This is a genomic window from Priestia sp. AB, from assembly GCF_028369225.1.
GTDB lineage: Bacteria > Bacillota > Bacilli > Bacillales > Bacillaceae_H > Priestia > Priestia megaterium.
In genome coordinates this window covers 506,565-530,635 of the sequence record NZ_JAQMYN010000003.1, presented here as the reverse complement: position 1 = coordinate 530,635, position 24,071 = coordinate 506,565, and the positions used below count along the sequence as shown (strand labels likewise).

The window sequence follows — 24,071 nt, the reverse complement described above, 5'->3', positions numbered from 1 at the left end:
ACAAAGTCAGCATTTTATCTAGTGTTGTGTAATTTAATTACTTAAAGATTATAAATTACTTTACGTATTTATATTTTGATTATATAATTTATATAATTATAAAAGTTAATTACTAAAAGTAACAAAAAGAGCATAAAAGCTTTACAAGATAAATGTATCGTCATATAATACTTTAAGCAAGTAAAGTCACTTACTTTTAGTAAGCTGATACATCAATTAAAAAAGATAAATGTAGTGAAGTGCTAAAAAAATGATTGTTCATGTGAGAGATTGAGCACAATGTGAAAATAGTAGATAAGTGAAAGACACATAAGAGGAGGAAATGACTGTGATTAACCAAAAAGTTGTTTCAATTTTAAAAGATAAAATTAACGTAGTAAAAAATGAAGACCATTTTATTTATATAGTAGGACCTATTACGCTTCCTGTGAATCTGGATGGCGAGACACAAGTATTTAGTTGGTATTCATGGTTGCGTTCTGATAATGTAAAAGAAGGATCTTTAAGTACGGAAGAGCTTATTGGAAAAATGCGAGGAGCTAATTTAGCTGACATGCAGCAATCTAGTGTTCTTGTGTACGGAGATTTTCAAGAATCGCATGAGGCACTCATTCGTATGCACAGTATCTGCCATACGGGAGATATATTCGGAAGCAAACGCTGCGACTGCGGTTTTCAATTAAAACAATCAATGAAAATGATCGTCGAAAATGGGAGCGGAGCGCTATTTTATTTAGCAAATCATGAAGGACGCGGCATTGGACTATTCAGCAAAGCAATGGCATACGTTCTTCAAGAAAACGGATTTGATACGGTAGAAGCGAATGAAGGGTTAGGATTTGAAGATGATACTCGCAGCTATAGTGATGCCATCAGCGTGTTAAAAGTGCTGCGCCAAAAACCGGTTACGCTGATTACCAATAATCCGAAAAAGCTAATCGCGCTTGAGAAAAACGGCGCACTTTTATCAGGGCGCGTTCCACTTTGGGGAGATGTATCGCAGTTTAATGAAAAGTATTTGGATACTAAAGTTAAACGTTCAGGACATTTAAAAGAGGAGGTTCTTCTTTGATTAATCACGAATTTTATATGAATATAGCTTTACAAAACGCAAAATCAACAAAAGGACAAACAGAGCCAAATCCGCTTGTAGGATCGGTCATTGTAAACGATAATCGAATCGTTGGAATTGGTACGCATTTAAAAGCTGGCGAACCGCACGCTGAAATTCACGCGCTGCGAATGGCTGGCGAACAAGCAAAAGGAGCGACTGCTTACGTAACGCTAGAGCCTTGTTCACACCACGGACGTACAGGTCCTTGTGCTGAAGCGCTAGTTGAAGCCGGTGTAAAAAAAGTGGTCATAGCAACTTTAGACCCCAATCCTTTAGTAGCAGGTAATGGGGTCGAAATTTTAGAAAACGCAGGCATTGAGGTTATAACAGGTGTATGTGAAGAAGAGTCACGTCAAATGAATGAGGTCTTCAATAAGTATATTGTAACGAAGAAGCCGTTTGTTTCATTAAAGTCAGCGATTACGTTAGACGGTAAAATAGCAACTGCTTCTTCTCACAGCAAGTGGATTACGTCTGAGGAAGCTCGTTTGGATGTACATCAGCTACGTCATGAAACAGCGGGTATCTTAGTAGGGGTGAATACGGTCATTAAGGACAACCCCGAGCTGACAACTCGCATTGAAGGCGGCCGCAGTCCAATTCGTATTGTGATGGATTCAAAGCTGCGCATGCCGCTTGAATCTAAGCTAGCAACGGATTCTTTAGCTCCAACGTGGATATTTACAAGTCAGGGCTATTCAAAAGAAAAAAAAGAACAGCTCGAAAAGCAAGGCGTCGAAGTATTTGTTACAAGCGGTGAGGACAAAGTAAATCTTGAAGATATGCTTTCTATACTAGGTGAGAAATTTGTGTCGTCTCTTTTAATTGAAGGAGGGGGCGAAGTGAATGCCGCATTCTTGGAAAATCGTTTAATTGATAAATTGGTGCTGTATATGGCTCCAAAGCTTTCAGGAGGAAAAGAAGCTCCTACTTTCCTAGAAGGAAAAGGCGTAGAGAAAATGTGGGACGCAGTGGACGTGGAGCGTCTTTCTGTGACGTCAATCGGCAAAGACTTTAAATTTGTTGGATATCCTGTTTATAAATAAAAATGTGAATGAGAATGGAACAAAAATATGTTAGTTGAAGGAAGATCCGAACGATTTATCGTTCGGATTTTTTGCTGTTATGGTGAACATAGGTTTCATGTATGCAGGTGCTTTTAGCAGTGTAACAGGTGATCTATATTAGCTTATTCATCCTATTTGTTCATCTGTAGACTGGATTGATTTCGTTATGTCTCAATATTATTTTTACAGGATTTTTTAGAGAAGAGAAATAATACACTATTTTACTATTATAGATTAATTTGCTATTATAGGGAATGGTCAATTTCAAAACATTGTATAAATTTTTAACGTGTTTACTGTTGACTATCTAAATAAAATCACTATATGTTTATAGAGAGAATATATTATGTGAAAGTAAGGGTGAGAAAAGAGATGAGAGAGTATAGAATTGGGAGTGTTATGAGAGACCTTCGCAAAATGGCAGGGTTGACACAACAAGAATTATCAAGAGACATTTGTACACAAGCGCAAATCAGCAAAATTGAAAACGGTGAAGAATATCCATCAAGCATTACCCTCTATAAAATTTCTAAGCGCCTTGGCGTAGATGTTAACTACTTTTTTGATAGTGTAGAATCACCTCGACTTGATTACGTAGATGCGGTTCAATCGTTAATTCGTCAATATATTCGTCAGAGAGATTATGATGCTATTCATAATATCATTGTAAAAGAAAAAGAAAGTCCGCTGTTTCAAAATCCGCTGAACAAGCAATTTTTAATGTGGCACGAAGGTATTTGCGTGTATTACATTCATCATAATAAAGAAGATGCGCTGTCTAAAATGTACCAAGCGATCGAGCTTACTAAGCAATCGGCAACGTTTTATAAAGAAAGAGAAATTGAAATTTTAAATAGCATTGGAATTATTCTTTATGAAGAGAAAGAGTATGAACAGGCTCTAGATACATATCAAACAGCACTCAAAAGCTTAAATGAGCTGCCCCAAACAAAAGACGAAAATATAAAAATTAGAATTTTAAATGCACTTGCCAAAACGCTTGGAGATATGAGTAACTATGATGAATCATTAATATATAGCAACCGAGGAATCGATTTGTGCATTAGTAATGAATCAATGTATTTATTTGGAGAACTTCATTACCAAGCAGGAGAGAGTTTGATCAAATTAGGTAAAATTGAACAAGGTAAAGAATATATGGAAAAGTCTATGACCATTTTCACCCTGCAACGAAATGAGCGATTCGTCAAGCTAGTAGAAAAAGAACTTGAAGCTCTATTTGTTTAAAATATTCCTATCATTATAATTTTTGAGAAATTTCTATCAAAATGAAGGAAATCCGTGGTTTTAAGGGGATAAATGCTGATAGAAAGGAATTCATCTACTTTTATCCTGTGATACACTAGAGTCAAATCAAAGAAAGAGGAGGAAATAATTATGAAAAAAGTATTAGTCGGTATGGCATTAGCGTTTACATTAGTAGCAGGTGTTGCTTCAGTTGGAACAAGCGTAGCAACAGGAGATTTTTCAACATTAGGTCTTCCAAGCCAACATTAATAAAAAAAGCCGTGCTAAGAAGCACGGCTTTTTTTATTGTGTTTTACTTGACTGATCTTTGTTGCGTTTGTTTCCCTTTGAATTATCCCCGCTTGAAATTTCTTCACCCATTTCAACAAGATGGTGCTGCGTTTTTGGGTTACTTTGATTAGCGCTTCCTTTATTATTCTTTTTTGTCATCTTCATTCTCCTTTAAAATGATGGCAATGCATCCAAGTTATTTGTTTTGTCATGGTCAGGAATACTGCGAATATACGTACCGCCGTCTTTCCCTATAAAGGTACTCACATGCTCAACGTCTCCGGCTTCTACTTTCTTTAACGCTGCTTCATAGGTTAAAACAGCTCCTGAAGCCGTTTGGAATTCTAAGAGGTCACCGTCTGCATTTTTACGTACCGCAACGAAACGTTCTTTCATACAAATAAACACCTTCCTTTACATCTATATGGTTGCTGAAATAGTCGTTTTTATTCATTGCCAAAAGTGATAAGGTAAAGAAAAGAGTACAAAGGGGATAAAAAATGACAACATTTAATTGGCATGACCAAGCTCAAGACGAATGGAACCAAAAAGTATCATTTTGGAATAGCCGAAGTGAAGAAATGTGGAAAAACGGAAGTCGGAAAACAGTTATTCCATTTATTCAAAAACATCTTAAATCAGGTGGTATAGTGGCAGACGTCGGCTGCGGTGATGGGTTTGGGACGTCTCTTCTAGCCGCTTCTGGATATAAAGCAATCGGTCTTGATTTATCAGAAGAAATGATTCAAAAAGCATCCGAGCTGCATAAAAGTGAAAATTTGTCGTTCGCTCAAGCTGATATTATGAAGCTCCCGCTGTCTTCTGAATCAGTAGAAGGGGTTATGGTAATCAACGCCCTGGAATGGACGGAGCACCCGCGATTAGCTCTGAAGGAATTGCACCGAGTTGTAAAAACAGGAGGATATGCATGTGTAGGTATTCTTGGACCAACTGCTCAGCCTCGTACCAATAGTTTTCAAAGACTATATGGTGAAGACGTTATTTGCAATACGATGATGCCGTGGGAGTTTGAACAGCTTGCAAAAGAAAATGGATGGGAAGTAATCGATGGCGAAGGTGTATATAAGCGAAATGTTACAGATAAGCTGATTGGACAGCTCCCAAATGAATTAAAGCAAGCCTTAACGTTTCTATGGCTATTTATGCTCAAGAAACAATAAAAACAGCACACCTCTCCTTATATGTAGCTGTACAAAGGGTACACTACAAACTGGAGGTGAGTGACATGAGTAAAATTAAAAAAGACCGCTCAAAATCAGAGCTAGGTTCACCAAATGTAGAAGGACAAGGGACGACCACTTCTGAACAAGGTGTTCAAAGCAGTTCAGCTAACAAAAAGCAGAAGCGTTCATAACAAAAATAAAACGAACTTGCAGGGAGAACAACGAGCTCCCTGCAAGTTCGTTTTATTTATGGGGTCAGTTTTATAAATAAGAAAATATTGTGTGCAAGATTATAGATAGCTTATAATAAAATCTGAGCCAATAATTGTAATTTTATACAAGCTTGGTTTACAACCGATGTAAAGTGGAGGTGTAATAAATGGTAAATAAAAGATGTTTACCGGATACTGCAGCGTCTCATGCAAAGCCTGATATTAGAAAGGCGATACTTTGCATGGGGTGGACGGTTTAGTAATAGACATCGCCTAACCGCGCATATCTCATTTCTAATATATACGGCTTTGCCCCTTATTGTATAAGCAAAACCAAATAAGGAGCTGGCAGAAATGACGTATGTAAAAGCAACAAATATTTTACCTGAAGAGCTGATTAGTGAAATTCAAAAATACATTCAAGGAGAAACCATTTATATTCCAAAGCCGCAGAAGGAAAAAAGAAAATGGGGAACTTGCTCTGGTGGAAGAAAGTTGATTGACGAGCGAAACGAACGGATTAAGAATTTGTTTGAAAAAGGAACTTCAATTGAGGAACTAGCCCGTGAATACTTTTTATCAACCGAATCCATCAAAAAAATTGTATATAAAAAGCAACGGTAGAAATCAAGCGCTGGCAACTGAATGCCCGCGCTTTTTTAGGTATAGTTTATTTCTGATTTATTTTTTACATTTCATAAAAGGAATCCGTACGGTAAAGTAAAAAGTAGCTAATTAAATGAAGAAGGAGTGAAGAACGTGGAAGCGTTTATAAGAAATGATCAATATAATTTTATCAAAAGCCAAACGCAAATTCTTGTCAATGGGCATGGAACAGTAAACAATTCTGATGTGCTGCAGGCTTTAAAAGCTCTTGCAAAAGAAAAAGTATTAAATGTGTTTGATGTTCTTAGCGAGGAACAGGAAGAATTACTGCTGTCAGTTGCTGAAGTTAGGAATAAGGAGCAAGCAGAGGTGTTTTTAGAAACGATAAAGCCTTACGTGATTCCATTTAAATCTTTTACAGAAGCTGGCGTGAAAAAGCTGTTTCCAAAAGTGAAAAAGTTAAAAGTTCCTTCTGCTGATAGCATTGATCTAACGAGCATTTCCTATGTCAGCTGGATCGATAAAGGCTCAAACAGAAAGTTTATCGTAGCGCAGGAGTCGTATACCCAGAAGTTAAAAGGTATTCAAGGAACGTTTAAACCTATCAACCAGAAAGGAATATGCACGCTTTGCCACAGCTACGAGGAAGTCGGTATGTTCACTGCTGAAATCAAAGGAACTGTTCAAGGGACATTTACACAACGAGGGAATTATATTTGTCAAGATAGCGAAGCATGTAATCAAAATCTGCTTACCTTAGAGCGGCTTCATGACTTTATGTTAAGGCTCAGTAAATAACATGCGGCTAATAAGAAGAATACAAAAAGAGAAGGTTCAGCCTCTATACTTTTGGTGAGACTGAGCCTTCTTTGTGCTATCTTGTTTTCTCAATGGGATTGTCACGATAGCTAATCCAATCGCTCCAGCTGCCGGCATATAATTTTACATTTGGAAAACCTGCTGATTTTAAAGCTAAAACGTTCGGGCAAGCAGATACACCCGATCCGCAGTATACAATGATTTCAGCATGAGAATCAATAGCTGAAAACATTTCCTTCCACTCTTTATCTGTTTTCCACAAACCTTCTGAAGTTAACACATCTTGCCAGAAAGAATGAATGGCGCCTGGGATATGTCCTGCTACAAAATCAATGGGTTCTTCTAAGCCGAGATATCTCCTTTTTTCACGAGAGTCTATCAGAATAACATTAGGGTTATGAAGATTCTCTTTTACGTATTCAACTCCTGCAAGTCCCCAATCTTGTTGAACGAAAGGTACAAATGTTTGAGGAGAAGCTTCTGGTACGTTCTTCGTTGTTTCATATCCCGATTGCTTCCAGTTATTAAAACCTCCATTTAAAATTTTTACGTATTCAATTCCTATATATCGCAGTAGCCACCATGCTCTTGAAGCCATCATTCCGTTTTGTTCATCATAAACGACGACTTTTGAATCAGCATTAATTCCTAAGCTGCCGAGCTTTTGAGCTAGCTTTTGAACGTCAGGCAGCGGGTGTCTGCCTCCGGGAGAAGCAGCTGCAGAAGACAAATCTTTTTCTAAATCCAAATAATGAGCATCCGGGAGGTGCTGATTTTGATAAGCGCTTGCACCTGCCTCAGAATTCCCAAGGGTAAATCGGCAGTCAAGCAACACAATGGAGTGTTGGGGTTGCTGTAATGCAGTATGTAAGTCAACTGGTGAAATAATAGTATTCATAACATTCACATCCTTTTACCAAAATTCTAGTTGAAATAACTAAAAATGAAAAGCGTTATATGTAAATTACGGCAAAGCTATTTTGTTTTCCTTCAATTGTTCCCCATAGAATAATTAACCATTTTAACGCTTATCTGGTGCAGAGCGAAATGCTCCTGTGCTACAGTTATAATAAGAGTTACATAGTGTAAGTCAAATGCTCAGCGTAATGTCATACCTACTATTGATGAGAAGGAGAGAGAAAGATGCAAACAAATGAAAAGAAAGAATTTAAACTGATCGCACTAGATATGGATGGAACGCTGCTGAACAATCAGCAAGAAATTTCTAAAGAAAATCGTGAGGCCATTGCTAAAGCCCAAGAACAAGGTGTTCATGTGGTGCTCAGCACGGGGCGCTCCCTTTTAACATGCCGTGAATATGCGCAGTCTCTTCAGCTATCTTCTTACCTGATTACAGTGAACGGAAGTGAAATTTGGGATGAATCTGGAGAGCTTGTAGAACGAAAGTTAATTGATGCTTCTTCCATCGAGAAGATGTGGAATTTAACGCAAGAGCATAAGCTTAACTTTTGGGCGGTGACTACGGATAAAGTATGGAGAGACGAATTTCCAGAAGATATTGCCTCACAGGAATGGCTGAAGTTTGGCTACGATATTCCAGATGATGCTTTACGAGAAGAAGTGCTGAAACAAATAGCAGGCATTTCAGATTTTGAAATTAGCAACTCTAGTTTAACGAATCTAGAAATTAATGCACTTGGTATTAATAAAGCAAAAGGGATCATGACTGTATGTGAACGTTTGGGCATTTCAATGGATGAAGTCATTGCTATGGGAGACAGCTTAAATGATATGGCTATGATTGAAGCGGCAGGGTGTGGAATCGCCATGGGAAATGCTCAGGAAGCTGTAAAAGAAGCAGCGGACTGGGTGACAGATACAAATGTCAATAACGGAGTAGCGAAGGCTATCAGCCACTGGGTGCTGAAATAACAGCAACTCTCCATGTTGCACAACTTAACTGCTTCCCGCATAAACTGATACTGGATGCTTCCCTTAGAGTTCGTCTTATACGTATATATAAGGAGAAGCCATCTAGTTAAGGAGTGGGGAGTATGAGTGATTTATCATTAGACAAGCTGTTACAAAAAGCAGAAAATAAGTTGCAAGATGTACATGAAATAGTGCAAGAAAAAGCGTACGAGCTCATTGGGCAAGCATATAAAGAAAGCATATTTGTTAGTATCACTGAAGGATTTAGATCGATAGAGCATCAGCACAAACTATATTCACAAGGCCGAACAACACCAGGAAGTATTGTGACTAATGCCAAAGGCGGGTATTCTTATCATAACTATGGACTAGCTTTTGACATTGCGCTGCTTGATAACGACGGGAAAGTTGACTGGACCATTGATCGAAGATGGAACAAAGCGGGAGAGATAGGAAAAAGGATTGGATTGGAATGGGGAGGAGATTGGACAAGCTTAAAAGATTACCCTCATTTTCAATATACATTCGGTTTATCTTTGTCGGAGCTTCGAAGTGGAAAAGGACCTAAAAAACAGGCGCCAAAGGCTTCAAGCATGTTAATTAAATACGGAGATCGAGGAAATCACGTACAGTTAATTCAGCGTATGCTTATTCACTTAGGTTATTCTCTTTTTGGAGGCGCAGACGGTATATTCGGGTCTTCTACTTTCAAAGCGGTAAAAGCTTTTCAACAAGCACTTTATCTGCAGGTAGATGGAATAGTTGGACCGAAGACACTCGAAAAACTCTACAATAATTTTAATAAAACTATGTTCTAAATAACCGTAAAAACCGATAACGAGAAAAGGAAGAAAAGAGATGGATGGAAATCGTCTCCTTTCTTCCTTTTCTGTAGTTATAGTAGAAAAACTGAAATTTATAAAGAAATAAAAAGGATTTTCTAAGCGTAAGAAACGTTCACGTGATCTAACTGGATAACATTGCTCAACAACACGATATCTTTATATATTTCACTTTTTACAGAGGCGTTTGAACAGTTTTGATAGTCTTTCAACAAGCGGCCAAGTTCTTTAATAAATAACAACGTCTCTTGTTCATTAATCATAGTCAAAACTCCTTGTTTAGAAATGAATCCAGGTCATTATATAGGAATTCTATCATATCTATACGCACCTGTTGACAAAAAAAGTTCGTCAATTTTTTTGTGAGAAGAAGAAATTTAGGGATATGTGGAATGCGTTCGACTCTCTCATTTTATCTATATGCAGCTTGTCTAAAAATATGAGAGTAGTTATAGTAATATTTACTCCTAATCATGCAACTTAAAACCTATTTTAGAGGTTATCCGTAAATTCCCTCTATTGTAGAGCGATGGAACAAAAAAAGAATGCCTCTTTTTGTATCTTTAGTATGATAACGTTTTGAAGAAATAAGGCATATTTTTGAGTGTTAAGATGGATTTGAATTAGATCTTTTGACACGCTCTTTTTGTAGGAGAGGCATATTTACTTTCTATCAAGGGAAATCGTAAAGCTCCAAAGAGTTTCTAAATCAGAAACTCTTTGGAGCTTAATTTTTTGGATAAGGGATGTGCAAAAGTTCTGGGACGGTCACAAAATGATATCCTTCTTGCTTAAGTCTAGGAATGATGGTATCGAGCGACTTTGCGGTGTTAGAAAGGTCCATGGTCCAATGGCCGCCATCGTGCATCAAAACAATTGTTCCGGCGTGCATGTTCTTAAATACATTATTGGTGATTTCTGTTTCTGGAATTTGCTTCCAGTCTAATGAATCAGAAGACCAGTTAATCGCATAGACATTTTCATTTGGCAGCTCGTTGATCATTTCTTGCGTTAAATTTCCATATGGAGGACGAAACAGCTGTGTTTCAAAACCGGTAATGTTTTTAATAATAGCCTGAGTTTTGGCAATTTCCCAGTGAAACTTTTCAGTAGATTCCTTTAGTAAATTGGGGTGCCAATAGGTATGAATCCCAACAGCATGACCTTCAGCTACCATTCTTTTCACCAGCTCAGGGTGTTCGTGAGCTTTTGCCCCAATAAGAAAAAAGGTTGCTTTAATACCATGCTTTTTCAACTGATCCAATACATGTGGAGTGAAGCGCGGATCCGGTCCATCATCAAATGTTAGGGCGGTTTGCTTTAGTTGGTTATTACCTTGATAAAGCAAACGGTCACGCACAGCTACATTTTTTACTTGTTCCGCTTTACATAGTGCAGGAAGGGCTCCATTAAATAAAAAGCACAGTGTAAAAAGCAGTATGCTAATTCTTCGTATCATGTACATGCACGCTCCTTTCTAGGGCAAAGTATAACGTTATGATACCCGATTAAAAATTTTGTATGAAGCTGAATTTCCCTTTTGTGTCAAAGCGTATGATATGCATGAAACAGCGTACTATAATAAACAGTTACTATTAGGTGAAGAAAGGAAAAAGCAGATGAAAAAAATAATGATTGCCGTAGCATTGATTTTTTCGCTAAGTTTATCTCCCTTAGCTGAATATATTTCCTATCATGATGACTATAACGTAAGTGCAAGGTCGTACCGTTCGGGGAAGCGGTCCTTTAATAGACAGCCAAGCATTAGACAAAATGAGCCGAGGTCTAATTTTTCAAACCGCAGAAATGGAACTGTAAATCGAGGATTTACCCGTTCAAAACGAGGAGGATTCGCCCGTGGACTGCTTTATGGCGGCCTGGCAGGGATGTTATTTGGGGGGTTGCTTGGTCATATGGGTGCACTGGGCGGGATTTTTGGATTGTTAATTAACATTTTAGCTATTGTGCTTATAATTAATTTAATTCTGCGTTTATTCCGCCCTTCTCGTCGCGACAATAATTGGAGGTAGACCGTAATTGCTGTCATAAACTAACAAGAAAGCTCCATATAAATAAGAAAACGCTTTCTATAGTTAATCGAAAGGATGAAACGTATGTCAGCAAACAGACAGCGCAGCAAATACCTGGCGTTTTGCACAGAATGCGGTCTCCCAAACAGGTTAACATTGTTTCTTCTAAGACAGTACGTTGCGACAGACGAATATAGCGGATTTTATTGTGGGAATTGCGGAATTCGAAACGAATTTCCAGATTCGGTCATTGAATACATTAAAGAACTGTAAAACACAATCTGTTAGAAGATTGTGTTTTATTTATTTGATAAAACTATGTTCTAAATGAAAATTCAAAAGGAAAACATAGCTATTTACAAAAAAGAAATGTTGAATCTGGAGGAGGAAAATACTTCTTTATAGCGGTTTGCGAGAAGAACATACATATAATTATACACGTTAAAAAGAGAACAGCAGGACATAAAAAACGACAAATCCATATAAGGACTTGTCGTTTTTTATGTTTGAAATACGGCCGCTCGATTCTTTCATTCCCACAGATAAGGAGTCTCTTGGTAAACATAATAGTTCAACCAATTCATAAACAATAGGTTGGCATGAGAGCGCCAAGTTTTTAAAGGTTTTTTGTCGGGATCATTGTTTGGGAAATAGTGTTCCGGAAGCTTTGGCTCTAGTCCTTTTTCTGTATCTCGAAGAAATTCTTCCTGCAGTGTTTGAACGTCGTACTCTGGGTGCCCTGTAACGAAAACAAACTTTTCGTCTTTAGACATCGCCATATACACACCAGCTTCTTCAGAATAGGAAAGAAGCTCAAGGCCAGGATGATTTTGTACTTCACTCATGTCTACATCAGTGTGACGGGAATGAGGAGAATAAAAGACATCATCAAATCCTCGCAGAAGCTTAATTGGTTCTTCACTCGATACAACATGTGTAAATACACCCGTGCATTTATCAGAAAGAGGTCGCTTGTCAATGCCAAAGTGATGATAAAGTCCGGCTTGAGCTCCCCAACAGATATGAAGGGTAGAAGTCACATTTGTTTTACACCAATCCATAATTTCTTGAAGTTCTTTCCAGTAGTTTACTTCTTCAAATGGTATATGTTCTACAGGTGCTCCTGTAATAATCATTCCGTCATATTTTCGTTCTTTAATTTGTTCAAACGTTTTATAAAACTGATCTAGGTGATTTTTACTCGTTGTTTTTGCTTTATGGCTTGCCGTGTAAAGAAGTGTAATATGCACTTGCAGCGGTGAGTTCCCGAGTAAACGTAATAATTGCGTTTCAGCTTTTTCTTTTTCCGGCATTAAGTTTAGGATAACAATATTAAGCGGGCGAATTTCTTGGTTAACCGCGCGCACGTCGTCCATAATGAAAATTCTCTCTTTTTCTAAAATTTCTTTTGCCGGAAGATCACGTGGAATATTAATAGGCAATAAAATTCCTCCTATTCGATTTCGAAGTAATGACGCGTATAAATGTTCTTTCTCACGTGAAAATGAGGTTCAACATTTATGTACAATATACTATTATAGGAATATACAGAATATTAAGCAATTGAATTTTGAAAAAAAAGAGCATTAATATGCGTAATGGCTAAAATGAAATGGTACAATAAGGTTAAACTGGAGCGTTGCTATGCTTTTTTTTACTTGACTGAAACTCAGTAAAATTTATACCGCAGTCGTTCCTGTATTTAGTAAACTTCATATCTCCCCCGGAAAATGGATTTTATCCTTTTTTGATGAAGTGTTTAAAAAGAATTCTCAGCAGAAAAGGGGTTTTTGTATGACAACTAAGAAGCAAATAAAAAGTGATTTGCAAATTGCACAAGAGGCAACGATTAAACCGATTAAAGAGATTGCCGAGCACCTGGATATTTTAGAGGCCGAGCTAGAGCCGTACGGACATTATAAAGCCAAGCTCTCTTTATCCGTTATGGAACGTTTACACACAAAACAAGATGGAAAAGTGATTTTAGTTACAGCTATTAATCCAACTCCAGCGGGAGAAGGGAAGTCGACAGTGACGGTTGGCTTAGCTCAGGCATTACATAGATTAGGTAAAAAAGCGATTGTCGCCATGCGTGAACCATCTCTTGGTCCGGTAATGGGAATTAAAGGAGGTGCCGCTGGCGGCGGTTATGCTCAAGTGCTTCCAATGGAGGATATTAACTTACACTTTACTGGAGACCTGCATGCCATCACAACAGCTAACAACGCTCTGGCAGCTATTTTAGATAACCATATACATCAAGGAAATGAATTGCGTATTGATACACGTAAAATCACGTGGAAACGAGTGGTAGATTTAAACGACCGCGCGCTGCGTCAGGTCGTCATTGGATTAGGTGGTCCGATGCAGGGTGTTCCTCGAGAAGATGGATTTGATATTACGGTGGCATCAGAAATTATGGCTATTTTCTGCTTAGCGTCAGATTTACAAGACTTGAAGCGTCGCTTAGCGTCTATTGTGGTAGCTTATAACATGGACAATGAGCCTGTAACGGTTGCAGACTTAGGTGCACAAGGAGCGCTTACTCTTCTTTTAAAAGATGCAATTAAACCAAACCTTGTACAGACGTTGGAACATACTCCAGCCCTCATTCACGGAGGTCCTTTTGCTAATATTGCCCACGGCTGCAATAGCGTCATTGCAACAAAAATGGCTGCAAAACTAGGCGACTATGTAGTAACAGAAGCGGGATTTGGGGCAGATTTAGGCGCAGAAAAATTCCTAAATATTAAAGCTCGTATGGCAGATATTAAACCAGAAACGGTAGTAATCGTTGCGACAATTCGTGCTTTGAAAATGCATGGGGGCGTTCCTAAAGAGCGTTTAAATGAAGAAAACATTGAGGCTTTAGAAGCGGGAATTGAAAATCTTGAAAAACATATTGAAACGATTCAGGCATTCGGCGTTCCTTATGTTGTAGCCGTGAACCGTTTTATAAAAGATTCAAAAGGTGAAGTAGAAGCGCTTATGAATTGGTGTGCTTCAAAGAATGTTCCAGTTGCTTTAACAGAAGTATGGGAAAAAGGTGGAGAAGGCGGCATCATGCTTGCTGAAAAAATTCTTGAAGTCATGAACGAGACGGAAAGTCAGTTTTCTCCCCTTTACGATGTGTCAGCTTCGATTCCAGAAAAAGTAGAAGCTATTGCTAAAACCGTATACGGAGCACAAGGCGTAGATTTTGCTCCAAAAGCGTTAAAGCAAATACAGCAATTTGAAGCAAACGGATGGGATCACCTGCCAATCTGTATGGCCAAAACACAGTATTCGTTAAGTGATGATCAGACGAAGCTTGGGCGACCAACTGATTTTAAGATTACGGTAAGGGAATTCCGTCCTTCGCTCGGAGCTGGCTTTCTCGTGGCGCTAACAGGTTCAATTATGACAATGCCTGGACTTCCAAAAAAACCTGCTGCGCTCAATATGGATATTGACGAAAATGGACATGCATTAGGTATTTTTTAAGAGAAAAGCGATGCCAAGGCATCGCTTTTCTTATGATATAAAACAAAATAACAGGTATGTTATGAAGTAATTTGGCAAGAAAGAAGAAGAGCTGACTGTTCGCATTTTATAAAAAAGGAAGTAGTTGAAATGTTTGATCCAATTGTATTTGATAATTTAAAAGTGGTTGTAGAAGGAGAGATCTATGATCTTGACTTATCTGGGCAAGTATCTGTTACGAATCGCGAAGATTTTGTAGACTTAGCTCAGTTTACTCGAACGTACCGCATTTCTTTTCAACCGCATTTTTGCTGTACCGCGTCGCTAACTTTATCAACCGACTTAGACAACATTCATGCTGAATTAACGCCTTCCCGTGTAGAAAAACCAGGGTGTACAGTTTATATTCATTTTCAGCTAAAAAAACAAAAACCATTTGAAGAAGCTGAGTTTCAAAACATACAGGAAATGTGTGAGAGGATCTGGGGAACAACAAGAGTTGTGAAGCAGCGTATTACTCATGAAGTCGGAGGAAGCGAATACGAAAACAATATTGAGGTAACCTTTAACCGATTCATTTACGAAGACCAAGTAGGAGATTTAATCGAGATGATTGATTACATGCTGCAAACGACTGATCAGCTAAAGGTTCTTTACGACAAATCATAAGAGCGTTTCAGTTGTACTTCCGAAATAAAGTGAATTACAATAGGGAAAAGGAGGCGTTTTGATGAGCGTGTATGAATACTCCGCAAAAACAATTAAAGGCGAAGACGTATCGCTATCTAACTATCAAGGTGACGTGCTGTTGATTGTGAATACAGCTAGCAAATGCGGCTTCACCCCTCAATATAAAGATTTGCAGGCGCTGTACGAAGAAGAAAAAGAAAATGGCCTAACGGTTCTAGGTTTTCCTTGCAATCAGTTCGGTGGTCAAGAGCCAGGAAGTTCAAACGATATTGAACAATTTTGTGAGTTAAACTATGGCGTTTCGTTTCCGATGTTTGCAAAAGTAGATGTAAAAGGGGAGCACGCACACCCGTTATTTACATACTTAGCAGAACAAGCACCGGGCCTGCTAGGTTCCAAAGGGATAAAATGGAATTTTACAAAGTTTTTAGTGAATCGTCAAGGTGAAGTCGTAAAGCGATACGCACCTCAAACTGCACCAAAAGATATTCAAAAAGATATAAAAGAATTGCTGTAAAAGCAGGTGGGTTTCCATCTGTTTTTTATTTTTCAGCAAGGATTTTCAGAGGGTGCTTAGCTGTCAGTGAGACGAGCGCCTTACTTTGTGCTAAAATAATGGTGGATATAATTGAGGTGAGCAAATGAATAAAATAGCGGAAACGGAAAAGTGGGTTCAAGCAAAGCTTGCGCACGACACGACGGGTCATGACTGGCAGCATATCGATCGCGTGCGTCGAAATGCAGTGCTTTTATATAAAAAAGAAGGCGGCAATCGGGAAGTTATCGAACTAGCCGCGCTTTTACACGATGTTGTAGATGATAAGCTAGTGGAAGATGTTGAAAAGGCGTACGAAGAAGTGTGGGAGTGGCTGAAGAGTCATCAGGTAGAAGAAGAGAACTGCAAGCATATCGTTCACATTTTACAAACGATGTCATTTAAAGGCGGAAACCGTCCGGCTATGGCTACGCTTGAAGGTCAAATTGTTCAAGATGCAGATCGTTTAGATGCGATCGGTGCAATTGGTATCGCACGTACGTTTATGTATGCAGGTGCTAAAGGCACGGCTTTGTATGATGAAAACATTGCTGTACGAAGTGAGATGACGGAAGAAGAATACAGGCACGGGAAATCAACGGCTATTGCACATTTTTATGAAAAGTTATTAAAGCTCACTGCGTTAATGAATACTCAAACAGCACGGTCTCTAGCGCAAGAGCGACATACATATATGAAAGAATTTTTAGTTCAATTTAAGAAAGAGTGGAATTATCATTATGAAAATGCTGACTGTTGAAAACTTAACAAAAACATATGGAGAAAAAGAGCTGTTTCATCAGCTAACATTTACAATTACGGAAAATGAGCGAATCGGCTTGATAGGTGTAAACGGAACAGGAAAATCGACGCTTCTTAAAATTATCGCAGGTCTAGAGCTCGGAGACGAAGGAGATATTGTTCATACTAAAGACTACAGCGTGACCTATTTACCTCAGCATCCTGATTTTGATGAAGACTTAACGGTTTTGGAGCAAGTTTTCAGCGGAGATACGCCTCTTCTTAACTTACTAAAAAACTATGAGCTAGCTCTGTATGCGTTAGAGCAAGATTCTGCAAACGAGAAAAACCAGCAAACATTGTACGATTTACAGCAGAAAATGGATGCGATGAACGCGTGGGAAGCCAATTCTAACGCACAGTCGATCTTAACGAAGCTGGGAATTTCAAATATGAGTGCAAAAATCGGTGAGCTTTCAGGTGGACAGAAAAAGCGCGTGTCAATTGCGCAAAGCCTAATTCAAACACCTGATTTATTAATTTTAGATGAGCCGACTAACCACTTGGATTATGAGACGGTTAAATGGCTCGAAGAATATTTATCCAAATATCAAGGAGCCGTATTGCTTGTTACTCATGATCGCTATTTCTTGGATGCTGTTACAAACCGAATTTTTGAGTTAGACGGTGGGAATTTATATAGCTATAAAGGAAACTATGCTGCTTTTCTAGAAGGAAAAGCGATTCGAGAAGAGCAGGAAAAGGCAACTCAAGCAAAATTAAGCAACTTATATCGCAATGAATTGGCTTGGATTCGCCGAGGAGCAAAAGCGCGTACGACTAAGCAAAAAGCGCGTATTCAACGATTTGATGAATTAGAGGGGAAGCTCGATTCTTCTGAAAAAGAATCATTGGATTTAAGTTTAGCAGGCAGTCGCCTGGGGAAAAAAGTGTTTGAATTAAAAGATGTGTCTAAGACGTATGAAAATAAAATCATTCTTTCAGACTTTACGCACATTGTGAAAAAACAAGACCGGATTGGAATTGTCGGAAAAAATGGAAGCGGAAAGTCTACACTTTTGAATATGATTGCAGGGCGCATTGAGCCGGATAGCGGTGAAATTGACAGAGGACAAACGGTTAAAGTTGCTTACTATACCCAAGAAAGCGACGATATGGACTTAAATCAACGCATGCTTGATTATATTAAAGAATCGGCAGAAGTTGTGCATACGACGGATGGAAAAATGATCTCTGCGTCGCAAATGCTCGAGAGATTTCTATTTCCTTCACATACGCACGGAACACCAATTCAAAAGTTGTCCGGAGGAGAGCGCCGTCGTTTATACTTATTGAAATTATTAATGACATCGCCAAATGTTTTGCTTCTAGATGAGCCGACTAATGATTTGGATACTCAAACGCTAACGGTGCTTGAAGACTATCTCGAAGAATTTCCAGGTGTCGTTATCACCGTATCACATGATCGCTATTTCTTGGATAAAGTAGCAGATTACTTACTAGTTTTTGAAGGAGAAGGAAACATTTCGATTTATTTTGGCGCTTATACGGATCAATTGGAAGAAGCGATGAAGAAGAAGCAGGCAATGGTTCAGCAGGCTAAAGTGAAAGAAGAAAAGCCAAAACAGCCGGAGAAAACGAAAAAGCGTCGCTTAACGTATAAAGAACAAAAAGAATGGGAAGAAATCGAAGGTAATATTACAGCAAAAGAAGAAGAAATTGAACGCTTAACAAGTGAAATTGAACAGGTGGGCAGCGATTATACAAAAGCGCATAACCTATCGTTAGAACAAGAAAAAGCAAATGAAGAATTAAGTACACTGCTTGATCGCTGGGCAGAGCTTTCAGAGCTGATTGAAGAAATTGAAAATGCGTAAACAAGTCGTTAGACTGAGTATAAGCCACATGCTACAATTTTAATGAGAGGAGTACGATACGACATGAACATTAAATCAATTGAGCCAACGCCAAGTCCGAATACAATGAAAATTAATTTAGACGAAGTGTTATCAGGCGGAAAAAGCAATAACTATACGGAAAAGAATGCTGAAGCGGCCCCGGAAGTTGTTCAAGATATTTTAAAAGTAGAAGGGGTAAAAGGAGTCTACCACGTAGCGGACTTCTTAGCAGTAGAACGAAATGCCAAATATGATTGGAAGCAAATTTTGCCGCAAGTTCGTGCAGCGTTTGGTGAAGATTTGCAAAGTAACAGTGAACAACACAAAATGAATGAGCATTTTGGTGAAGTCAATGTGTCCGTTCAAATGTTCAAAAACGTACCGATGCAAGTCAAATTAACGGACGGAAATGAAGAAAAGCGCTTTGGCCTGCCCGAACGATTCGCAAAAGCGGTAGCAGAGCTTCAAAGCTTTTCAGATAATGTAGTGTTAGAACGGAAATGGAAAGAACAAGGCGTTCGTTACGGAGAGTTAGCGGCTATCGGAGACGAAGTAGTCGAAGAATTAGCAGCAGCATATCCTCAAGAAAGATTAACTCGCCTTGTAGCCAATGCACAAGAAGAAAAAGAAGGCGGAAAAACGGTACAGCCGCGTAAAACCTATAAAGTTACAGAAGAGATGCTAGAAGACAAAGATTGGTCAGTGCGCTATGCCCATTTAGAACAAATGGATCCGACAGAAGCTGATTTAGACGTTTTAAATAAAGCGCTTGATGATGAAAAAGCATCTATTCGCCGCTTAGCTACCGTCTATTTAGGAATGATTGAATCAAAAACGGTACTACCTTATTTATACAAAGCATTAAAAGATAAATCAGTCACTGTGCGCCGTACTGCTGGAGACTGCATGTCAGATTTAGGCTTTGAAGAAGGTATTCCGGCAATGTGTGAAGCTCTTAGTGATAAAAACAAGCTTGTGCGCTGGCGTGCAGCTATGTATTTATACGAAGTAGGGGACGAGACAGCTCTTCCTGCATTAAAAGCAGCAGAGAATGATAAAGAATTTGAGGTAGACTTACAAATCAAGCTAGCGATCGAACGTATCGAAGGCGGAGAAGAAGCAAAAGGTTCTGTTTGGAAACAAATGACAGAAAGCAGAAAAGCATAAAAAAGATCATTCACTTGAATGATCTTTTTTTATGACTGCTTTGCAGCAGCAGTTGGAAACTGCATAGGCTGCATGGTGTTATCAATTTTAATAGGCTGATAGCCGGACTGTTTTAAGTAAGTCAAAATAGTCGGCAGAGACTGTGCAGTAAAGGATTTATCATGAAATAAGATGACGGGTGTTCTTCCATTAGAGTTAACCCCTTGAATATGAGGTTCAAGGCCTTGAATAATTCTAGGTGCAGAACGAAGTGCCCAGTCTTCACTGTCTACATTCCAGTCCCATAATTTAAAGTGGCTTAGCAACTCTGTACGGTGTGGCTCTTTTAAATAAGGAACGCTGCCGTAAGGAACGCGGATTAACTTACTGTCAACACCGGTTACTTTTTTAACTGTTGCTTGACACTCCTGCATTTCTTTTAGCGCAGCGCCGTCTTCACTATACATGACATGAATATCATGGGAGACGCCGTGACAGCCGATGGCATGACCTTCTTGTGCTACTTTTTTAGCAATTTCAGGGTGAGCGTCAATTTGATGCTTTAACATAAAGAAAGTTGCTTTTACGTTATATTGACGCAAAGCATCTAAAATATGAAGAGTATCAGGTGTTGGACCATCGTCAAACGTAAGATAAACAGGCTGTGTAAGAGCTTGATTTTGATCGTTCACCGTATTTCCTACATACATATTATGGTGAAGTGTATTAAGCAGCTTCTCAGGCTGTGCTGAAGATGCAGCTTCTTTCAGCGGCAATGCAGTAGATGCTAAGACTTGCTGAGATGAAGCGGATTCACTTCCTTTGGCTTCTGTAATAAAAAACAAAGAAGCGACAATCACTAACACTAAAGACAGAAATGCATAAAATCGTTTGTTTGGCTTAAATCTTTGGTTCGGTTTAAATCGCTGGTTCAATTTGAAAATCCTTTCTACTAAACTACTATTTACTACTATAGTACAAAAAATGGAATATTAATAGTAAAAATCGACATTTTTATGGAAAAAACTTAGATGATATGACCCGGTTTTGATCTTTTTTTGTCAAATGAAAAAGGAGAACGGGACAACGATGAGGATTTGAAGAGTGAGTAGCTAGATTTTTCCTGGTTTTTATAGTATGCTTTTAGCGTGAATGATTGTTAGGAGGAATGTTAATATGTCAATGGCATATGAAGAATATATGCGTCAGTTAGTTAAACCAATGCGTCAAGAATTAACTCAAGCTGGTTATGAAGAATTAACAACAGAAGAAGCAGTAGTTGATTTTATGGAAAATGTTGAAGGAACAACTTTTGTTGTCGTTAATTCAGTTTGTGGGTGTGCTGCTGGTTTAGCACGTCCTGCAGCGACACAAGCGTATTTACAGTCTGAGCAAAAACCAAATCAAGTGGTAACAGTTTTTGCCGGTCAAGATAAGGAAGCAACAGCTAAAATGCGTGAATATTTTGGGGACATTGAGCCTTCATCACCGTCTATGGCGCTTTTAAAAGGAAAAGAAGTCGTTCATTTTATTCCTCGACACGAAATTGAAGGTCAGCCGTTAGAAGTTATTTTTGAAAACATTTTAAATGGTTTTAAGCAGCACTGTTCATAAAATGTCCTGCTTTTGTCACATCTAGTATATAGATTTTTAGAGAAAAATCGCATATACTTTATAAGAAAAAGGATGTCTATCGGCATCCTTTTTCTTTATGTAAATAGCCAAACAGTGTAGGGGGAGTTATGAAAGTGATTGTTACGACTGCTGGTCGAACAAATGAACAGATGATTGTAAAAGCCAAACAAGTAGCTGCTGATTTAAGTATACCTTTTGTAACAAGAGAGAAGAAATCCGTTGCAGATCTTCAGAATCTTCAAGCTGCAGACGTGCTGGTTGTCGGTAAGAATAGAGTAGAATTGCATGTCCAAAATGAAGAGGAACCTATTTTTTTTCATCCAAATTCCGCTATGTTTAGAGTGAAGAGATGGCTGCGAGGAGAACGTGATCCGTTTATTGAAGCTGCTAGTTTGGAAAAAGGAATGAGCGTGCTTGACTGTACACTTGGTCTTGCATCGGATAGTATGATGGCGAGCGCAGCGGTAGGGAAAAACGGGAAAGTTGTCGGACTAGAAGGCAACCGCTATGTAGCTTATTTAGTCAAACAAGGACTTTTAAATTGGGAAAGTGACGTACAAGAGTTGAACGATGCAATGAAGCGTATAAACGTGGTTCATCAAAATTTCGAATCGTTTTTGGCGTGTTGTGAAGATAATTCTTTTGATGTTGTCTACTTTGATCCTATGTTTCAAGAGCAAATTGAGGAATCGAATGGAATTAACGGTATTAAAGCAATAGCACTGTATACCACGCTGACGCCCATGGCTATACAAGAAGCAAAAAGAGTAGCCAAACAAAAGATCGTGCTAAAAGATCATTGGAAAAGCAGCCGTTTTGAAGAACATGGATTTATCGTACAAAAACGAAAAACATCAAAATTTCATTACGGGACAATTGATATACAATAATAAACAAAAAAGTAAAATGAATCCTGATCATTGAAAAGACTTCCAAAACCTTTTAGGAATTAAAAAGTTTTGGAAGTTTTTTTTATGAATTTCATCTAAAGTTCATAAAAGTATGATATATTTTTGAACATAAAAATACTTTTGTGTTTAAGCATCCAGCAAAAAAGGAATATCTTGTATAGGTTTCCGCTCGGTGTGACAACCTCAAACAGAAGAAGGAAGGTGCTAACTAAAAAGTCTTCGAATGCCCGTAGGCAGCATAAATGAATAAGCAAATATAGGTAAAAAATTAATAAGTATGTTACAATACCTAGTGAGTTATGACAATGAATTTTACGATATGAAAAGACCATATGGGAAAAGATGAGAAAGGAAAGATACGAATGCCTAGATGGATAAAAAGAATGCTAGTTGTATTTATTACAGTATTTACATTTGGGCTTGTCACTCCACCAGAATATTTATACGTTGATGATGCAAAAGCGGACAAGCAACATAAAGCAGGGTATGTAAGAGAAACAACTCCTGTCACAGCTGTTATAGAAGATATTCATTTGCCATATGAAGAACCAAAATATGAAGACGTTTCATCATTTGTTACGTATGCAATGGAATCAGCTGAAAAACAGTCAGTGGAAAAATTCGGAACAAAAATTGGACCTGTCATTGAAGATGAATTTCGTCAAGCAGTGTTACCTAAAATTGAAGAAGTGCTGACCGACATTGGCACTGAACGTGAACAGTCAATTCAGAATCTCGAGATAAGCGAGCATCCTGCTGCTGGCTACGGTGAAAAGATTTTCCATGTATATGACCGGGAAACCGGTCAGGACTTAATACGATTTCATGTACGGCGTGAAAATCCTCCAAAAGATGGATACTGGTTTAATTTTCACTATCATGCGGCTGCAGATAATTTTCAGAAGCATTATGATTTAGGGAAAATTTATTGGAACCGAAACATGCCGCCTAAATGGTTTAGTTGATAATAGACACAACATTCTGCGATTTCGAAATGTTAGCTTTTTTAAGCTAGCATTTTTTTACGTCTAAAACCGTTAGGGTCTAAATAAGCTGAAACATTAGCACAACGATAAAAAAATCGTTTATAATGAAGTCAGACTTCTTACCATAGAATAGTGAGAAGGAACGAATAGATGCTGGAGGTAACACAATGAAACAATTTACGGAAGAAAAACAATTTCGCGAACAAATTAAGAACGAAACACTAAGCGTTGGGATTTTTACGACAACGTGGTGTCCTGATTGCAAACGTTTGGATATGTTCATTGATGAAATCGTTGATGAAAATACAGATAAAGCATGGTTTAAAATTGACAAGGATGAGTTTGAAGAACTTTCTGCTGAAAACAATGTAATGGGTATTCCTTCTCTTCTTGTATATAAAAACGGTGAAAAAATTGCACACTTGCACAGTGCAAATGCTAAAACGCCTGAAGCGGTCCGTGAATTTTTAGCAACTCTTTAATCCCTTAAGCTGCGAGAGCATTCTCGCAGCTTTTTTTTGTGAGAATGGCTATTTCCATTTTTCCATGAGTGGGGTATACTAGGACAAGTGAATAATCGTAAAGCAATAAGGTCTCAATTTAAAGATTGAGTGAAAAGGGAAGTCTGGTGAAAAACCAGCGCGGTCCCGCCACTGTAAGCGCTTTGTGCGTAAGTCAGGAGACCTGCCTTATTGTTAGCTGTGAAACCTTCGAGGAAGGGTGAAGCAGGGTAATGAACA

Annotated in this window: 28 protein-coding genes and 1 riboswitch; of the genes, 21 read left to right on the top strand and 7 right to left on the bottom strand. The window is 38.4% G+C overall.

All coding sequences use genetic code 11. The annotated features are described in order from the left end of the window. The first annotated feature begins 322 nt into the window (after window positions 1–322). The 3 genes from POF52_RS12385 (at window position 323) to POF52_RS12375 (ending at window position 3,429) form a co-directional block, all read left to right on the top strand. On the top strand, window positions 323–1,072 hold the full coding sequence (locus POF52_RS12385) for a GTP cyclohydrolase II (RefSeq protein WP_271992944.1): 750 nt from the start codon (window positions 323–325) through the stop codon (window positions 1,070–1,072). Beyond that, window positions 1,069–2,160: a bifunctional diaminohydroxyphosphoribosylaminopyrimidine deaminase/5-amino-6-(5-phosphoribosylamino)uracil reductase RibD gene (gene ribD / locus POF52_RS12380; RefSeq protein ID WP_034652772.1), complete on the top strand. Its 1,092-nt coding sequence runs from the start codon at window positions 1,069–1,071 to the stop codon at window positions 2,158–2,160. The genes POF52_RS12385 and ribD overlap by 4 nt, the downstream gene beginning before the upstream one ends. A gap of 393 nt (window positions 2,161–2,553) precedes the next feature. Continuing rightward, window positions 2,554–3,429: a helix-turn-helix domain-containing protein gene (locus POF52_RS12375; RefSeq protein ID WP_014460489.1), complete on the top strand. Its 876-nt coding sequence runs from the start codon at window positions 2,554–2,556 to the stop codon at window positions 3,427–3,429. A 303-nt stretch (window positions 3,430–3,732) separates the two neighbouring features. Here POF52_RS12375 and POF52_RS12370 read toward each other — a convergent pair whose 3' ends face one another. Continuing rightward, window positions 3,733–3,879, bottom strand: a complete 147-nt coding sequence (locus tag POF52_RS12370) for a hypothetical protein (RefSeq protein ID WP_013056671.1) — start codon at window positions 3,877–3,879, stop codon at window positions 3,733–3,735. A gap of 12 nt (window positions 3,880–3,891) precedes the next feature. Then, on the bottom strand, window positions 3,892–4,116 hold the full coding sequence (locus tag POF52_RS12365) for a DUF3892 domain-containing protein (RefSeq protein ID WP_176584841.1): 225 nt from the start codon (window positions 4,114–4,116) through the stop codon (window positions 3,892–3,894). 104 nt (window positions 4,117–4,220) lie between these two features. On the opposite strand from POF52_RS12365, the gene POF52_RS12360 reads away from it, so the two are divergent. From POF52_RS12360 to POF52_RS12345, 4 genes are all read left to right on the top strand, one after another. After that, window positions 4,221–4,901, top strand: coding sequence for a class I SAM-dependent methyltransferase (locus POF52_RS12360; protein ID WP_271992940.1), 681 nt, complete (start codon window positions 4,221–4,223; stop codon window positions 4,899–4,901). A 65-nt stretch (window positions 4,902–4,966) separates the two neighbouring features. Beyond that, window positions 4,967–5,095, top strand: coding sequence for a YuzL family protein (locus POF52_RS12355; RefSeq protein WP_013056674.1), 129 nt, complete (start codon window positions 4,967–4,969; stop codon window positions 5,093–5,095). A gap of 375 nt (window positions 5,096–5,470) precedes the next feature. Further along, entirely contained in the window at window positions 5,471–5,740 is a 270-nt protein-coding gene (locus tag POF52_RS12350; RefSeq protein ID WP_128820813.1) for a CD3324 family protein, read from the top strand. Window positions 5,741–5,875: 135 nt separating this feature from the next. Continuing rightward, window positions 5,876–6,520, top strand: a complete 645-nt coding sequence (locus tag POF52_RS12345; RefSeq protein WP_176584838.1) for a FusB/FusC family EF-G-binding protein — start codon at window positions 5,876–5,878, stop codon at window positions 6,518–6,520. A 76-nt stretch (window positions 6,521–6,596) separates the two neighbouring features. On the opposite strand, the gene POF52_RS12340 is transcribed toward POF52_RS12345, so the two are convergent. Further along, entirely contained in the window at window positions 6,597–7,439 is an 843-nt protein-coding gene (locus POF52_RS12340) for a sulfurtransferase (RefSeq protein ID WP_271992936.1), read from the bottom strand. A 245-nt stretch (window positions 7,440–7,684) separates the two neighbouring features. Between POF52_RS12340 and POF52_RS12335 the strand changes: the two genes are divergently transcribed. Beyond that, window positions 7,685–8,434: a Cof-type HAD-IIB family hydrolase gene (locus POF52_RS12335; protein ID WP_025752018.1), complete on the top strand. Its 750-nt coding sequence runs from the start codon at window positions 7,685–7,687 to the stop codon at window positions 8,432–8,434. Window positions 8,435–8,556: 122 nt separating this feature from the next. Next, entirely contained in the window at window positions 8,557–9,252 is a 696-nt protein-coding gene (locus POF52_RS12330; RefSeq protein ID WP_176584836.1) for a peptidoglycan-binding protein, read from the top strand. 122 nt (window positions 9,253–9,374) lie between these two features. Here POF52_RS12330 and POF52_RS12325 read toward each other — a convergent pair whose 3' ends face one another. Continuing rightward, a complete protein-coding gene (locus POF52_RS12325) occupies window positions 9,375–9,539 on the bottom strand; it encodes a hypothetical protein (RefSeq protein ID WP_013056680.1) in 165 nt (54 codons plus the stop codon). Between the two features lie 464 nt (window positions 9,540–10,003). Then, window positions 10,004–10,735, bottom strand: coding sequence for a polysaccharide deacetylase family protein (locus POF52_RS12320; protein ID WP_074896013.1), 732 nt, complete (start codon window positions 10,733–10,735; stop codon window positions 10,004–10,006). Window positions 10,736–10,895: 160 nt separating this feature from the next. Here POF52_RS12320 and POF52_RS12315 point away from each other — a divergent pair, with 160 nt between their 5' ends. Further along, a complete protein-coding gene (locus POF52_RS12315; protein WP_016763817.1) occupies window positions 10,896–11,306 on the top strand; it encodes a hypothetical protein in 411 nt (136 codons plus the stop codon). 84 nt (window positions 11,307–11,390) lie between these two features. After that, window positions 11,391–11,579 carry a hypothetical protein gene (locus POF52_RS12310; protein ID WP_014460480.1) on the top strand — a complete coding sequence of 63 codons (189 nt, stop codon included), beginning with the start codon at window positions 11,391–11,393 and terminating at the stop codon, window positions 11,577–11,579. A 257-nt stretch (window positions 11,580–11,836) separates the two neighbouring features. On the opposite strand, the gene metA is transcribed toward POF52_RS12310, so the two are convergent. Then, window positions 11,837–12,748, bottom strand: coding sequence for a homoserine O-acetyltransferase MetA (gene metA / locus POF52_RS12305; protein WP_271992928.1), 912 nt, complete (start codon window positions 12,746–12,748; stop codon window positions 11,837–11,839). Between the two features lie 352 nt (window positions 12,749–13,100). On the opposite strand from metA, the gene POF52_RS12300 reads away from it, so the two are divergent. From POF52_RS12300 to POF52_RS12275, 6 genes are all read left to right on the top strand, one after another. Then, a complete protein-coding gene (locus POF52_RS12300; protein WP_271992926.1) occupies window positions 13,101–14,789 on the top strand; it encodes a formate--tetrahydrofolate ligase in 1,689 nt (562 codons plus the stop codon). A gap of 129 nt (window positions 14,790–14,918) precedes the next feature. Beyond that, the gene (locus tag POF52_RS12295) at window positions 14,919–15,437 is read left to right on the top strand and encodes a hypothetical protein (RefSeq protein WP_013056687.1); all 519 of its coding nucleotides are present in this window, start codon (window positions 14,919–14,921) and stop codon (window positions 15,435–15,437) included. 61 nt (window positions 15,438–15,498) lie between these two features. After that, a complete protein-coding gene (locus POF52_RS12290; protein WP_271992923.1) occupies window positions 15,499–15,975 on the top strand; it encodes a glutathione peroxidase in 477 nt (158 codons plus the stop codon). A gap of 124 nt (window positions 15,976–16,099) precedes the next feature. Further along, complete coding sequence (locus POF52_RS12285) at window positions 16,100–16,753, top strand: HD domain-containing protein (protein ID WP_016763827.1); 654 nt, start codon at window positions 16,100–16,102, stop codon at window positions 16,751–16,753. Continuing rightward, complete coding sequence (locus POF52_RS12280) at window positions 16,734–18,632, top strand: ABC-F family ATP-binding cassette domain-containing protein (RefSeq protein ID WP_271992920.1); 1,899 nt, start codon at window positions 16,734–16,736, stop codon at window positions 18,630–18,632. Before POF52_RS12285 ends, POF52_RS12280 begins: the two co-directional genes overlap by 20 nt. Before the next feature lie 63 nt (window positions 18,633–18,695). After that, window positions 18,696–19,820 (top strand): conserved virulence factor C family protein, encoded by a 1,125-nt coding sequence (locus tag POF52_RS12275; RefSeq protein WP_071275263.1) that lies wholly within the window; start codon window positions 18,696–18,698, stop codon window positions 19,818–19,820. 29 nt (window positions 19,821–19,849) lie between these two features. Here POF52_RS12275 and POF52_RS12270 read toward each other — a convergent pair whose 3' ends face one another. Further along, window positions 19,850–20,734, bottom strand: coding sequence for a polysaccharide deacetylase family protein (locus tag POF52_RS12270; protein ID WP_176584830.1), 885 nt, complete (start codon window positions 20,732–20,734; stop codon window positions 19,850–19,852). 241 nt (window positions 20,735–20,975) lie between these two features. Here POF52_RS12270 and POF52_RS12265 point away from each other — a divergent pair, with 241 nt between their 5' ends. The 4 genes from POF52_RS12265 (at window position 20,976) to POF52_RS12250 (ending at window position 23,813) form a co-directional block, all read left to right on the top strand. Next, window positions 20,976–21,413, top strand: coding sequence for a BrxA/BrxB family bacilliredoxin (locus tag POF52_RS12265; protein WP_014460467.1), 438 nt, complete (start codon window positions 20,976–20,978; stop codon window positions 21,411–21,413). 134 nt (window positions 21,414–21,547) lie between these two features. Beyond that, a complete protein-coding gene (locus POF52_RS12260) occupies window positions 21,548–22,324 on the top strand; it encodes a class I SAM-dependent methyltransferase (protein WP_176584921.1) in 777 nt (258 codons plus the stop codon). A 383-nt stretch (window positions 22,325–22,707) separates the two neighbouring features. Continuing rightward, window positions 22,708–23,310 (top strand): YpjP family protein, encoded by a 603-nt coding sequence (locus POF52_RS12255; protein ID WP_025752035.1) that lies wholly within the window; start codon window positions 22,708–22,710, stop codon window positions 23,308–23,310. Window positions 23,311–23,498: 188 nt separating this feature from the next. Beyond that, the gene (locus POF52_RS12250; RefSeq protein WP_013056696.1) at window positions 23,499–23,813 is read left to right on the top strand and encodes a thioredoxin family protein; all 315 of its coding nucleotides are present in this window, start codon (window positions 23,499–23,501) and stop codon (window positions 23,811–23,813) included. 91 nt (window positions 23,814–23,904) lie between these two features. Beyond that, window positions 23,905–24,037, top strand: a riboswitch (cobalamin riboswitch). Window positions 24,038–24,071: the final 34 nt, after the last annotated feature.